At 70.9% G+C, this 13,476-nt stretch carries 13 protein-coding genes; 6 read left to right on the forward strand and 7 right to left on the reverse strand.

Annotation, left to right across the window (positions count from 1 at the left end):
- Positions 1–89 precede the first annotated feature (89 nt).
- Positions 90–1,589, reverse strand: coding sequence for a M20/M25/M40 family metallo-hydrolase (locus tag QSK37_RS27250; protein WP_285626444.1), 1,500 nt, complete (start codon positions 1,587–1,589; stop codon positions 90–92).
- Between the two features lie 196 nt (positions 1,590–1,785).
- Between QSK37_RS27250 and QSK37_RS27255 the strand changes: the two genes are divergently transcribed.
- The gene (locus tag QSK37_RS27255) at positions 1,786–3,624 is read left to right on the forward strand and encodes a GMC family oxidoreductase (protein ID WP_432705610.1); all 1,839 of its coding nucleotides are present in this window, start codon (positions 1,786–1,788) and stop codon (positions 3,622–3,624) included.
- A gap of 335 nt (positions 3,625–3,959) precedes the next feature.
- On the opposite strand, the gene QSK37_RS27260 is transcribed toward QSK37_RS27255, so the two are convergent.
- A complete protein-coding gene (locus QSK37_RS27260) occupies positions 3,960–4,841 on the reverse strand; it encodes a LysR family transcriptional regulator (protein WP_285626448.1) in 882 nt (293 codons plus the stop codon).
- Positions 4,842–4,924: 83 nt separating this feature from the next.
- On the opposite strand from QSK37_RS27260, the gene QSK37_RS27265 reads away from it, so the two are divergent.
- On the forward strand, positions 4,925–5,650 hold the full coding sequence (locus QSK37_RS27265; RefSeq protein WP_285626450.1) for an SDR family oxidoreductase: 726 nt from the start codon (positions 4,925–4,927) through the stop codon (positions 5,648–5,650).
- 59 nt (positions 5,651–5,709) lie between these two features.
- Positions 5,710–6,624, forward strand: coding sequence for an SDR family oxidoreductase (locus QSK37_RS27270; protein ID WP_285579664.1), 915 nt, complete (start codon positions 5,710–5,712; stop codon positions 6,622–6,624).
- Here the strand turns inward: QSK37_RS27270 and QSK37_RS27275 are convergent.
- Together QSK37_RS27275 and QSK37_RS27280 are read right to left on the reverse strand one after the other, a co-directional pair.
- Positions 6,615–7,598 carry a helix-turn-helix transcriptional regulator gene (locus QSK37_RS27275; RefSeq protein WP_285626453.1) on the reverse strand — a complete coding sequence of 328 codons (984 nt, stop codon included), beginning with the start codon at positions 7,596–7,598 and terminating at the stop codon, positions 6,615–6,617. The genes QSK37_RS27270 and QSK37_RS27275 overlap by 10 nt on opposite strands.
- A gap of 112 nt (positions 7,599–7,710) precedes the next feature.
- Positions 7,711–8,310 carry a DUF4126 domain-containing protein gene (locus QSK37_RS27280; protein ID WP_285579666.1) on the reverse strand — a complete coding sequence of 200 codons (600 nt, stop codon included), beginning with the start codon at positions 8,308–8,310 and terminating at the stop codon, positions 7,711–7,713.
- Positions 8,311–8,488: 178 nt separating this feature from the next.
- On the opposite strand from QSK37_RS27280, the gene QSK37_RS27285 reads away from it, so the two are divergent.
- Together QSK37_RS27285 and QSK37_RS27290 are read left to right on the forward strand one after the other, a co-directional pair.
- Positions 8,489–8,944 carry an SGNH/GDSL hydrolase family protein gene (locus tag QSK37_RS27285; protein WP_285626456.1) on the forward strand — a complete coding sequence of 152 codons (456 nt, stop codon included), beginning with the start codon at positions 8,489–8,491 and terminating at the stop codon, positions 8,942–8,944.
- A complete protein-coding gene (locus QSK37_RS27290) occupies positions 8,902–9,534 on the forward strand; it encodes an SGNH/GDSL hydrolase family protein (protein ID WP_285626458.1) in 633 nt (210 codons plus the stop codon). The genes QSK37_RS27285 and QSK37_RS27290 overlap by 43 nt, the downstream gene beginning before the upstream one ends.
- 17 nt (positions 9,535–9,551) lie before the next feature.
- Here the strand turns inward: QSK37_RS27290 and QSK37_RS27295 are convergent, their stop codons facing one another.
- On the reverse strand, positions 9,552–10,595 hold the full coding sequence (locus QSK37_RS27295) for an LLM class flavin-dependent oxidoreductase (RefSeq protein WP_285626460.1): 1,044 nt from the start codon (positions 10,593–10,595) through the stop codon (positions 9,552–9,554).
- The gene (locus QSK37_RS27300) at positions 10,562–10,936 is read right to left on the reverse strand and encodes a VOC family protein (RefSeq protein ID WP_285626462.1); all 375 of its coding nucleotides are present in this window, start codon (positions 10,934–10,936) and stop codon (positions 10,562–10,564) included. Before QSK37_RS27300 ends, QSK37_RS27295 begins: the two co-directional genes overlap by 34 nt.
- A 112-nt stretch (positions 10,937–11,048) precedes the next feature.
- Here QSK37_RS27300 and QSK37_RS27305 point away from each other — a divergent pair, with 112 nt between their 5' ends.
- Positions 11,049–11,681 (forward strand): TetR/AcrR family transcriptional regulator, encoded by a 633-nt coding sequence (locus tag QSK37_RS27305; RefSeq protein WP_285626464.1) that lies wholly within the window; start codon positions 11,049–11,051, stop codon positions 11,679–11,681.
- A gap of 275 nt (positions 11,682–11,956) precedes the next feature.
- Here QSK37_RS27305 and QSK37_RS27310 read toward each other — a convergent pair whose 3' ends face one another.
- A complete protein-coding gene (locus tag QSK37_RS27310; RefSeq protein WP_285626466.1) occupies positions 11,957–13,456 on the reverse strand; it encodes an aldehyde dehydrogenase family protein in 1,500 nt (499 codons plus the stop codon).
- Positions 13,457–13,476 lie beyond the last annotated feature (20 nt).

A 13,476-nucleotide genomic window follows, 5' to 3' on the forward strand; every position in this document is an offset into this window, starting at 1 on the left:
GCGCCCGGCGGACCTCGGGGGCGTGCCGGGCGCCACGATATCGCGTGCCCCCGGCCGCACCGCGCGGAGCGGCCGGGGTACGCCCTCGCTCAGCCGGTGACCAGGTTCGCGGGCGCGCGCTTCGCCTGTGGCAGCAGGGCCGTACGGGCCGTGGCGTGGTCGCCGTTGACCGGCAGCGTGCTCTTGGCGAACACCTGGACGGCGTGCGCGGCGCCGTCGGCGAGCTGGTCCAGGATCGTGTCGTTGTTGTTGGCGTAGGTGTCGCAGGCCTGGTGGTAGCAGCCGTCGTACGGCTGGCCGGCCTCGCCGCCGTAGATCTTGGCCTCCTCGGCGGTCTTGAGCTTCTCGGCGCCGGAGTCGAGCCCGCCGGCCGGGATCCCGTTGTCGATGAACGGCCCGTAGTCCGAGCGCCCGTCGAAGGTGCTCGGCGACGTCTGCAGCTTGCGCGCGCCGAAGTACTCCAGGAAGACCTTCTCGATCGCGCCGGAGCCGGCGGGCGGGTTGGTGCCGGCGCCTTCGGAGTCGTCGCCGTCGTAGACGCCCCGGCGGCCGTTGGGCGAGCCCAGCATGTCGAAGTTGAGGTTCAGCGCGATCGTGGCGCGCTGGGCGGCGGTCAGGTGCGTCACGTAGTACGTGGAGCCGAGCAGCCCCTCTTCTTCGGCGCCCCAGAACGCGAACCGGACCTTGTTCTTGATCTGGTCGCCGAGCCGGCCGATCTGCTCGGCGACGGTGAGCGCCGTGGCGGTGCCGCTGCCGTTGTCGTTGATGCCGGGGCCCTTGGTGACGCTGTCGAGGTGGGCGCCCATGACGACCACGTTGTCGTCGCGGCCGCGTTCGGTGTCGGCGATCACGTTGTGCGCGATGCGCTGCTCATTGATCGTGCTGGTCTTGACGTGCAGCGTCAGGGTGCCCGCGGCCGCCGCCTTCACCAGGTCGGTGCCGAGCTGGAAGCTCGGGCCGATGACCGGGATCCGCCAGGCCTGTCCCGCCGTGCCGGAGACCGGTCCCGTCCGGTCCGGTGCGGTGCCGTCGTTGTAGATCGCGATGGCGGCGGCGCCGGCGGTCTGCGCGTTGCTGGCCTTGTCGGCGAAAGTGCAGCCGCCCCGCTTGACCAGCGCGATCTCGCCCTTGGCGAGCCCGGTGAAGTCGGCCGGCTCACAGCCGCTGCCCACTCCGGCGCCGTCCGGGTCGATGGCGCGGGCCACCGCGGTGACGTCGCCCGAACCGGAGTAGTCCAGCGTCTCGAAGTCGGTGCCGTACTTGTAGGTCGGCCCGCCGGGGCGCTCGAAGACGGCCGGGGTCTTCTCCTTGTAGTACGCGAACGGGAAGTCCTGGACGGTGGGCTGGTAACCCGCCTTCTTCAGCTGCTTGACGACGTACTGGGTCGAGACCTCGAAGCCGGGCTCGCCGGCGGCGCGGGTGCCGCCGTTGTACGTGGCGATGGTCTGCAGGTCGTGCTGGTGTCTGCGGATGTCCTGCAGCTTGACCAGCCGGTCCAGGCGGGCGTGGCCGGCCGCGTCGGCGGGAGCCGCGGTGGCGACCGAGACGGCGGCGAGGCCGATGAGGGTACCGATGGCGATTGTGCGCACGAGCGCCCCTTCTAACGGGTAAAGCGGAGGTAATGCACCTGAGATTGACACGGCAGTCATCCCCCGGCCAGATGCCGTGACCCACTCGTGCTGCGGATCTACGTCTGTTTCTCTAGAATCGCGTTCGGTGCACTGACCTCGTACGTCCCGATATCGGTATGGTTTGCCGAGGTTCCCCCACGCCCCGGAGGCGGCCGTGTACGACTACATCATCGTCGGTGCCGGCAGCGCGGGCTGCGTGCTCGCCAACCGGCTGAGCGCGGACTCCAGCGCGCGTGTCCTGCTCCTGGAGGCCGGACCGCCGGACGACGCAGCCGAGATCCACATCCCGGCCGGGCTGCAGACCCTGTTCAAGGGCCCGTACGACTGGGACTTCACGACGACACCGCAGGAGAACGCGCACGGGCGCGGCGTCTACTGGCCGCGCGGCCGCACGCTCGGCGGCAGCTCGTCGACGAACGCGATGATCTACATCCGCGGTCACCGGCACGACTACGACACCTGGCGCGACGAGTACGGCTGCAAGGGCTGGGGGTACGCCGACGTGCTGCCGTACTTCCGCCGTGCCGAGGACCAGCAGCGCGGCGAGTCGCAGTACCACGGCGTCGGCGGCCCGCTGCGGGTGGAGGACCTGCGGTACAAGCATCCGCTGACCCGCTCGTGGGTCGAGTCCGCGCAGGCGTTCGGCCTGCCGGCCAACGATGACTTCAACGGCGCCGAGCAGGACGGCGTCGGCCACTACCAGGTGACCCAGCGGCGCGGCCGGCGCTGGTCGACCGCCGACGCGTACCTGCGGCCCGCGCTCGACCGCCCGAACCTCACCGTGCGGACCGACGCGCTCGCCACGAAGGTGCTGGTCGAGAAGGGCCGGGCGGTCGGCGTACGTTACCTGACCGGCGGCCGCACGGAGGACGCGCTCGCCCAGCGCGAGGTCGTCCTGTGCGGTGGCGCGGTCAACTCGCCGCAGCTGCTGATGCTGTCCGGCCTCGGCCCGGCCGACCATCTGCGGTCACTGGACATCGACGTCGTCGCCGACCTGCCCGCCGTCGGCACCGGCCTGCAGGACCACCCGATCGTTCCGGTCATGTGGCACACGCCGGGCACGAAGGCGTTCTGGGAGGGCGCGAACCTGCGGAGCCTGCTGCTCTGGCAGTCGCTGGGCCGCGGGCCGTACGCCTCGAACGTCGCCGAGGCCGGCGGTTTCGTCCGGACGTCGCCGAGCCTGCCGGCGCCGGACCTGCAGTACCACGTGCTCGGCACCCCGTACGTGGGCCAGGGCCTGGTCGAGGTGGCGGAACGGATGATCTCGGTGTTCGTGACGGCGGTCGCCGTGGCGAGCCGCGGCACGATCACGCTGAGGTCGGCCGATCCGCGCTGGAAGCCGCTAATCGATCCGGCGTACCTTCGGGAGACCGCCGACCTGGAGGTGCTTCTCGCCGGCGTCCGTCAGGCGCGGGAGATCGCGGGCAACCGCCCGTTCGCGCGGATCAGCGGCGGCGAGGCGAGCCCGGGGGAGGGCAGCGACCTGACCGACTGGATCCGGCACGAGGTCGTGACGCTCTACCACCCGACCAGCACGTGCGCGATGGGCGGGACCGACGACGCGGTGTGCGACCCGGAGCTGCGCGTCCGCGGCGTCGACGGGCTGCGGGTCGTGGACGCCTCGGCGATGCCGGCCGTGCCGCGCGGCAACACCAACGCCCCGACCATCGCGATCGCCGAACGCGCCGCCGACCTGATCATCGGCGGCCCGCTTCTGCCTCCCGCCGACCTGACCGCCGGAGCGGCGGAGGCCACGGCGTTGCTGGAGCCGGTCGGGACGGACGCGCAGCCGACGACGGTGCTCGCGCCGGCCGAGGTGGACGCCGAAGAGACGACGGTGATGAAGCCGGTCGGCGCGGACGCCGAGGAGACGACGGTGATGAGGCCGGTCGAGGCGGGTCCCGAGGAGACGACGGTGCTCGAACCGGTCGAGGCGGATCCTGAGCCCGCTGAGCCGACCGCGCCGGCGAAGCCCGTGGCCGACGAGGACTGAACCGGGTCATACGAGAAGTCCCGCCGGGTCCGGAGAGATTCCGGACCGGGCGGGACTCGGTGTTCAGACGGCCGCGGCGTCACCGCGCCCGGCCCTTGCGGGCCCGGCGGGCGTCCTGTACGTCCGCGCTGAGGTCGCGAACGTGCTCGTTCATGATCGCCTTGAGAATCTCGGGGTGCATCGTGGCTCCTCGTGGTGCGAACCGGTCGGTCCGGCCTCGCACTCTCAAGATTCGGGCTAAGAGGGGTACCGGCACATCGGGACGATGCACTATCCGCGCCCCCCGGTGAGCCCCCAGCCGCCTTAGAAGGTCTTAGGGCATGCGCGGCCGGGTCTTACCGGCCCGTGGACGAAGACGGTGCGGCGTCGCGCAGCCCGGCCGCCGAGCGGACGAGCGACGCGACCGCCGGGGAGCGGCTGCTCGGCGGCCATGCGATCACCGTGGTGACCTCCGGCGCGTCGACGACGGGCACCGCGACGTGCTCGGGCCACTGCCAGGCACGGCTGGAGGCGGGGATGACCAGCAGCGTTCTGCCGAGCGCCACGAGCTGAGCGAGCTGCGACTGGGTGCGCACCTCCGGTCCGGGTCCGTCCGGGTAGGACCCGTCGAGCCGGGGCCATCGAGCGATCGGCAGGTCCGGCACGTCGCGGACATCCGCCAGCGTGAGCCGATCGCGGGACGCGAGCGGATGCGCCGCGGGCAGGATCGCGACCTGGCCTTCGACGCAGAGGTCCTCGGTGTCGAACCCGGCGAGGTCGTCGAACGGGCGATGCATGAGCGCCACGTCGGCGTGCCCGTCGCGGAGCAGCCGTGCCTGCTCGCCGACCTCGCACAGGAGGACCTCGACCGGTGCCGCACCGGGTTCGCTCGCTTGCGCGTCGAGGAGCCGTCGCAGCAGCTCGTGGGACGCCCCGGCCTTCGTCACGAGCACCAGCGGCCGCTTCGGGTCTCCGGCACGTCGCGTCCGGCGCGCAGCGGCCGCGACCGCGTCGAGGGCCCCTCCGGCCTCCCGGAGCAGCACTCCGCCGGCGTCGGTGAGCGCCACGCCACGACGGTTCCGGTCGAAGAGCTGGACGCCGAGCCGTCGCTCCAGCCGGCGGATCGCGCGCGAGAGCGGCGGTTGTGCGATCCCGAGCCGATCGGCGGCGCGTCCGAAGTGCAGTTCTTCGGCGACGGCGACGAAGTATCGGAGCTCGCGGGTCTCGAGGTCGTCCACGCGAGCAGCCTACCGAGTGATACCCGGTGAGTATCACAGCGGATCGAGGCGGTGTTGGACGATGAGCGCGCGGCTCGCCGAGCATGGATCGAGTGAACGACACGAAGACCGCGCTGGTCACCGGCGCGAACAAGGGAATCGGCTTCGCCGTCGCGCAGGGTCTCGGGGCGCTCGGCTTCACGGTCGCGGTGGGGGCTCGCGACGACGCCAGGCGCGAGGAGGCCGTCGAGCGACTGCGCGCCGCGGGCGTCGACGCGTTCGGGGTCGCCCTCGACGTCACCTCCGACGACAGCGTCGCCGCGGCGGCGGCGACGATCGAGCAGAGGGCAGGGCGGCTCGACGTGCTCGTCAACAACGCGGGCATCTCCGGGCGGACCGACGGTGGCGCGCAGGATCCGACGACCCTCGACCTCGACGTCGTCCGCACCGTCCTCGACACGAACGTGTTCGGGGTCGTCCGGGTGACGAACGCGATGCTTCCGCTGCTCCGCCGCGCGGACTCCCCACGCATCGTCAACATGTCGAGCAACATGGGCTCGCTGACGCTGCGGACCGGCCCGATCATGGCCGCGTACGCACCGTCGAAGTCGATGCTCAACAGCGTCACGGCACAGTACGCCCGCCGGTTCGCCGAGACGAATGTCATCGTGAACGCCGCCTGCCCCGGCTACGTGGCGACCGACTTCACCGGCTTCAACGCGCCGCGGACGCCCGAGCAGGGGGCCGCGATCGCGATCCGGCTCGCCACGCTGCCGGATGACGGTCCGCGCGGCGGCTTCTTCGACGACGAGGGCGTCGTCCCCTGGTGACGCCGGACGCGCGAAAAGTCAGACGTTCGCTGTCAGGTATTTCTGTGAGCATTCCTGCCATGAAGAACACGTTGACAGGGAAGGTCGCTCTGGTCGCGGGGGCGACACGGGGCGCGGGCCGGGGCATCGCCGTCGAGCTGGGCGCGGCGGGGGCCACGGTCTACGTGACGGGCCGCAGTACACGAGAACACCGCTCGGAGATGGACCGGGTGGAGACGATCGAGGAGACCGCCGAGCTCGTGACCGCCGCCGGCGGTCAGGGGATCGCCGTCCAGGTAGATCATCTGGAGAAGGACCAGGTGAAGTCCCTCATCGAGCGAATCGATCGCCGGCACGGGCGGCTGGACGTCCTCGTCAACGACATCTGGGGCGGCGAGCTGCTGTTCGGCTGGAACGAGAAGGTGTGGGAGCACTCGCTGGACAAAGGCCTGCGCATCCTGCGCCTGGCGATCGACACCCACATCATCACCAGCCACTACGCCCTGCCGCTGATGATCCGGGAACCGGGCGGTCTGGTCGTCGAGGTCACCGACGGCACCACCGCCTACAACGCGGAGAACTACCGCATCTCCGTGTTCTACGACCTGGCCAAGACCTCGGTGAACCGCTTGGCGTTCGCGCAGTCGAAGGAGCTGGCGCCGTACGGGGTGACCGCCGTTTCCCTGACACCGGGCTGGATGCGCTCGGAGATCATGCTGGACGCGTTCGGCGTCACGGAGGCGACCTGGCGCGACGCGCTGGACAGACAACCGCATTTCGTCATCTCGGAAACGCCTGCCTACGTGGGGCGTGCGGTCGCGGCGCTCGCGGCCGATCCCGAGGTCGCGCGGTGGAACGGGGAGTCGCTGTCCAGCGGGCAGCTCGCCGGTGTCTACGGCTTCACCGATGTGGACGGAAGCCGGCCTGACGCGTGGCGCTACCTCGTCGAGGTACAGGACGCCGGCAAGCCTGCCGATGCGACGGGTTACCGCTGAGCCCGGTACATCCGGGCGAGCCGGTCCGCCGCCTCCGCCATGCGGGTGCGCAGTCGCGGAGGGTCGAGGACCTCCACCTCGGGGCCGAGCCGTAGCAGCATGTCATAGGCGACGTCGAGGGATTCGACGGGCAGCCGGGTGGTCACCCGCCCCTGCTCGTCGGGACTCCCGGCGGCCTCGTGTGCCTGTTCGAAGGCGGGTGGTTCGACGGCGAACCGCAACGTTCGCATCCCCCGCGGACTCAACCGGATGGTGACGTGCTCGGCCAGCAACGAGGCGACGAACCGCGCGGTGTGCTCGGCCCAGAACCCCGGTAGGTCGAAGGACTCGTCACGGTCGAACGGCGTCTGAGCCGACTCGACGGCAACGATCCGGTCCACACGGTAGGTCCGGTAGTCCGTCCCCACCCGCCCCACGAGGTACCAGACACCCGCCTTGAGCACGAGCCCGTACGGATGCACCGTACGGGACACCTCGCGGCCGTTCTCCCGGCCCCGGCGGTAGCGCAGCTCGACGGCCTGGTCCCGCCAGACCGCCTGGGCCAGGTCGGCCAGGAGCGGCGGCGGATCGGCGGCGGCGAACCAGCCGGGAACGTCCAGATGAAACCGTTGCCCGGCCCGCGCCGGGGCGTCGTGCAACGCGGCCGGTAGCGCCGCGATCACCTTCAGCCGCGCACCGGCGACGGCATCGGCCAGCCCCATCTCCTGGACCGGACCGGGAAGCCCGGAAAGGAACAGCGCCTCGGCCTCGGCGCGGCTCAGCCCGGTCAACCGGGTCCGATAGCCGCCGACCAGGCGGTAGCCGCCATTTCGGCCCTGCTCGGCGTAGACGGGCACGCCCGCCGCGGAGAGCGCCAGCACGTCCCGATACACCGTTCGCTCGGATACTTCCAGCTCGCGCGCCAACTCCGCGGCCGTCATCGCCTCACGAGACTGAAGCAGCAACACCAAGGAGATCAGCCGAGATACCCGCATCCCCTCATCTTGTGAGATGAGGGGATGCGGTACTCGTCCGGGCCGGCGGAACCGGCAGCCGTACACGGCGGAAGGCGTTGACCGGTGCCGGCGCGTACCGTCCCTCCACGGGTCAGCCGATCCGCTCCGGCGAGCGGCGTCCGCGGCGCCATCTGCGGACTCTTCGTATCAGCCGCCATCCGATCAGGGCGAACACGATCAGGACCAGGATGACGAGCGCCGGGACCAGCACCGCGATGAGGCTCATCCCCAGTGACATCGCGTCTTCCGCCGCGCTCACGAAGGGCGTGCCGAGCCCGACCGTGCCGGCGTTGATGACGGGACGCGCACCGGCCTTGGTGAGGTGCACGCACAGTGCGACGACGATGCCGAGCACCCAGCCCACCCAGGGATGACCGGCCATCCATGCGGAGTGGTCGACCTTCGCCGCCGCGTCCGACGCGGCGAAGACGGCACCGCCGGCCGCGGGCCGTACGAACGTCTGGATCGCGTCGTTGACATGGTCGACGACGGCGACCTTGTCGAGCACGACCTCCGCGGCGAGCAGGATCACCACGGCCGTGAGCGCCCATCCGTTGCTCATCCACGCGAACTGGTGCGGCAGCGCGATCGCGTCGGTGAAGCGGGCGAGCAGACCGACCACCAGGATCGGGATATAGGCGTTCAGACCGGCCGATGCGGACAGGCCGAGCCCGGTCAGGGTCGCGAACATGCCAGTTAAGACGTCGCCGACAGGAAGGAAGGTTCCTCCGGGAACCCACGGCCCTGTCACGAGCGTCGATCTAGCGGGCGTACAGGACTATTTTTCGTGTCGGGAAGGCAGGGGTATGGCAGCGCTGTGGCGCCGGATTCGTACGCGGCGTGGAGCCCTTGTCGCCCTTCCTCTCGCATTGACGCTGCTGGCCGCGGTCGTCGCGGTGCCGGTCGGGCTGTCGCAGCGATGCCGGGTCTTCGGGCAGGGCTGCCGGACGCCGCGCCCGCGGCCCAAGCCGCAGCCCCGGGCGCTCACCCCGCTGGAGGCCGCCACGCGCGGCGGGTACGTCGCTCTCGGCGACTCCTATTCCTCCGGCGAGGGCGCCTGGAATCCGAGCTCCGACCGCGCGTACGTCAACGGTGGCGCGGAGAGCTGCCACCGCTCGCGACAGTCCTACTTCCCGACGGTCTCGCAGGCGTACAGGTTCGCCAAGACCGGGGGCTTCTGGGCGTGCAGCGGCGCGCGCACCGAGAACCTGCTGAACGTCGGAAACGCGCCCGGCACCGCGTCGTCGAACAGCACCAGCGGATGCAGGTTGCCGTCGCCGGCGTGGAAGACGCGCGCGGTGAGCCCCCGCAGCTCGACCGGCTGACGGCCGACACCAGCCTCGTGACGCTCAGCATCGGCGGCAATGACATCGGCTTCTCGGAGATCGTCGAGAGGTGCGTCGTGAAGCTGCCCTGGTCGTCGGCGTGCCGCGCCCAGGACACCGACATCCGCACGCGGATGGCCGCGTTGCCCACGTCGCTCCGCTCGGCCCTCGACGGAATCGCTCAGCGGGCGCCGTACGCGCGGGTCCTCGTGCTCGGCTACCCGCGGCCGTTCCCGGTCGCGCCGCAGCGGTCCGTCGACAACATCGGCGCCGCCGACCAGGGGTTCCTCAACGGGGTCGTGCACGATCTCGACAACACGATCTACCTCGCCGCGCGGGACGCCGACCGGCGTCTCGTCGCGGCGCGGAAGCCGGGCAGCGTGGAGTTCGTGGACACGTACCAGGCGTTCACCGGCCACGAACTCGGCACCGGGCAGCCGTACCTCAACGCGCTCGACCTCAGCGTCAGCGAGTTCGTGGCGACCCGCAGCTTTCATCCGAACCCACTCGGATACCAGAGGTTCGGGGAGCTGACGAACCGGCAGATCCAGGCGGGGCCGGGCCGGCAGATCTACCAGTGGCGGCAGTGACTCCGTCGCGGTCCGGCTTACGAGCAGGCCGCCTCGGCGAACGCCTCGAGCTCGCCGGGGACGTCCGGACCGGCCGGGACGTACACGACCTCGGTCACGCCGGCGGTGCCGACCTCGTCGAACCGGGCGGCGATGGACGCGGCGTCACCTGTCCAGCCGTACTTGAGGATCGCCGGTCCCGCCGCGGTGACGAGGGGACGGTCGCGTTCGGTCAGCCGGGAAAGGTGACCCTGATGGGCGATGAGGTGGCGTTGGCCCTCGGGCCGCGCGGCTTCGATCGCGGCACGCCACTCCTTGCCGCCGGGTATGGCGTCGACGGCCTCCCCGGCGCTCTGCCACGTGGCGTGAACGATGCTGGCATAGCCGGGGCCGGCGGCCTCGATGACGCGAGGGCTGGTGTGATCCTCACCCGGCCGCAGGACCGTGCCGAACCTGAGCAGCGCGCACTCCGCCCAGTCGAGGCGGGAGCCACGATCACCTTCCGGCGGCATGCCGGTCATGACGACGCGTGGCACATCGAGGTCCCGTGCGGTGGCGAATCCCTTCGGGCCTGAGGCCGCCACCCACAGGGGCACGTCGATCGGCCGCGGAGGTCCGAGGCCGGGAAGGTGCATCATCTGCCCCGGCCGGCCGTCGATGTCGACGACCTCGCCGCTGAGCAGCGCCCGCACCTGCCGGACATGGCGGGCGAGGTCGGCCCAGGTGATGGGCTTCGTTCCCAGGGCGTGCCGGGCCGTGTAGCCGGTCCCGAAGGCGACGGCCAACCGGCCGGGCGCGAGCTCGTGAACGGAGCCGATGGCCGACGCGGTCACCATCGGGTGCCGCAGGCTCGGTACGGCCACGCCGGTGGCGAGCCCGATCCGATCGGTCTCGGCCGCGATGCGCGCGAGCGCCACCCACATGTCGCCGTGAAGCGCCGGTGAGTCGAACAGCCAGACACGCTGGTAGCCGAGCCGCTCGGCGAGCCTGGCCCGGCCGACGACATCGGCCGTCGGCGGGAGCGCGCAGGAGTAGCCGGGGCGGTGCGTCATGACCTGCTCGCGGCGGGAGCGTGTTCCCACAGGGCGATCGTGGCGCCTTCGGGATCCTCGATGACGATCACGGAACCGGCCGGCAGGTCCACCCGCGGCCGCACGATGGTCGCGCCGAGCTCCGTCGCACGCTCGACGGCGTCCTGCAGGTCGGTGACCAGCGCGTACGGAATCCACTGCGGCCGGCGATCGTCGCCGTCGGCGAGCTGCGTGACGCCTCCCCACGGGCCGTCGGCGTCGACGAACATCGGAACGGTGACGGGTCCGGCCGGGACGTCGGCGACCGTCCAGCCGAACAACTCGGCGTAGAAACGCCGCGAGACCTCAAGGTCGCCGGTCCGGAGGTCCATGAAGAAGAACGGTTGGGCCACGACTGCCTCTCTTCGTCGGTGCGGTGCCGTCCGCACACGTAAATCAGGACATGCGTCCCGAACATTAGGACACGCGTCCTGATAACGCAACGAGCGAGTACGCTCCTGCCTCATGGGGTCATCCTCGGAAAGCCGGGCGAGGCGGTGGTCGCCGAATCAGCGCGCCAAGCAGGAGCAGATCATCGAAGCGGCCAAGGAGGTCCTGGCGCGCGACGGCCTGGCCGCGTGCACGGCGCGCGCGGTGGCCGACGCCAGCCCGCTGACCAAGAGCGCGATCCACTACTACTTCGATGACATGGACGAGATCATCGACGGTGCGATGGCGCGTCACATGAGCGGGTGCCTCGACCGCATCCGCGCGGCCGCGGACGAGCACGAGCGGCCGGTCGACCGCTTCTGGGCCGCTGTCCGGACGTACCTGGAGATATTCGCCGAGCGGCCGAACGCGGCACTGCTGTGGTTCAGCTACTGGGTGGACGTGGGACAGAAGTCCCGTCTCGAGCCGATCGATCGGATGCACCAGGCGATGATCGGTGTGCTTCGCGACCTGCTGGCCGACATCCCGGTCGACGACCCGCCCGGGCGTGCCCACGCGCTGTTCTCGTACCTGCTCGGCACCCTCATGCAGCAGGCCGTACGTCCGCTGCCGTTCGCCGAGTTGATGCCGGAGATCGCGAGCGTGTGCCGCCTGGACTCCGCCGGTTCCGGAGAAGGCCGGGCCGCGCAGGTGCCGCCCGAGCGCTGAGTTCCGCGTGGGAGCGGACGATCGGAACGCCGGGCTCGCGTACGGAGCTGCGCACCGGCGACGAACCCCGTCCGGCCGGAGGGCGTCCCAACCAGAGCGGGATTCGACGGCGGTGCGCAGACCTCGTCCGGTGCCCGCCCTGCAAGCGTCGGGCTAAGGCGGCCACTCCCACATGGGGACTATGCACTATCCCGGGGCCTCAGGTGGGGCCTTAGACCAAGACATGGGACAAAAGTGCCGGGGCCGCCGCGTCCGAAGGCACGGCGGCCAGGGCGTCACTTGTAGCGTTTCCCGTGCAGCAGGTTGACCAGCTGCAGCGCCCTGGCCATGTCCTTGTCGCTGCGCTGGAACGAGGTCAGGTTCATCGACGAGAACCGCTGCCGCGTGATCGACTTCGCGCGGGCGAACTCGCGGAGGCCGTCCGCGCCGTGGATGCGGCCGAAGCCCGAGTCGCCGACTCCGCCGAACGGCAGCGCGGGGATGGCCGCGAAGGCGATCACCCCGTTGATGGAGGTCATGCCGCTGCGCAGGCGCCGTGCGGCGTTCATCGCGGCCGACCTGCTGCCCGAGAAGATCGTGCCCGCCAGGCCGTACGGGGTCGCGTTGGCGCGGGCGACGGCCTCGTCCACGCTCTTGACCCGGTGCACGGTGATGGTCGGCCCGAACGTCTCCTCGCACACCGCCGACGAGTCGTCCGGCACGTCGAGGAGGATCACCGGCTCGACGTACGGCTCCTTCACCGACGAGGGGCCGCCGACGACGGCCTTGCCGCCCTGGGCGACCGCGTCGTCGATGTGGCGCTTGATGATGCCGAGCTGGCCCGGCATGGTGATCGGTCCGTACGACGCGCCGCGGTCCTCGCCGGGGCGCAGGGCCCGCGCCTGCTCGGTCAGCCTGTCGACGAACGTCTCGTACACGCTGTCCACCACGTAGACGCGTTCGACTCCCACGCACGTCTGGCCGGCGTTCGACATCGCGCCCCACAGCGCGGCGTCCGCGGCGCCGTCGACGTCCGCGTCGGCGTCGACGATGAAGGCGTCCTTGCCCCCGCACTCGGCCACGATCGGGGTGAGGCGCTCGGCGCAGGCGGCCATCACCTTGCGAGCGGTCGGCGTCGAGCCGGTGAAGGCGATCTTGTCCACGGCGCCGCCGGCCAGCGCCGCGCCGGTCTCGCCGAAGCCGGTCACGACCTGCAGGACCGGCTGCTCGGGCACGACGCTCGCGACGATCTCGGCGAGCAGCGTCGCGACACCGGGGGTGTACTCCGACGGCTTGAACACCACGGCGTTGCCCGCCGCCAGGGCGTACCCGATCGAGCCCATCGGCGTGAACAGCGGATAGTTCCACGGTCCGATGACGCCGACGACGCCGAGCGGCTGGTACTCCAGGACGGCCTTCTGGTTGATCGACAACAGGCCGGGGAACAGCCGGCGCGGCCCGAGGACCTTCTCCGCCTTCCGCGCGGCCCAGTCGAGGTGGGTGATGGCCAGCACCACCTCGAGCTGCGCGTCCTCGATCGGCTTGCCGGTCTCCCGGTGGATGAGGGTGGCGACCCGGTTGAGCGACCGCGTGAGCGCGCCCTTGACGTTCAGCAGGCGGATCCGGCGTTCCTTCCATCCCAGGCCGGCCCACCACACGGCCGCGTCGCGAGCGCGTTCGATCGCGGCGTCGACCGCCTCCTTCCCGTGGACCGGATGCTCGCCGACGATCTCGCCGGTCGCCGGGCTGAGGGACTGGAAGCTCTCCGTGGTCTCGGCATCCATGGTCGCTGTCATCGCCACCACCCACTAGAAGG

Source organism: Actinoallomurus iriomotensis, assembly GCF_030269445.1.
In the GTDB taxonomy this organism is placed as follows: Bacteria; Actinomycetota; Actinomycetes; order Streptosporangiales; family Streptosporangiaceae; genus Actinoallomurus; species Actinoallomurus iriomotensis.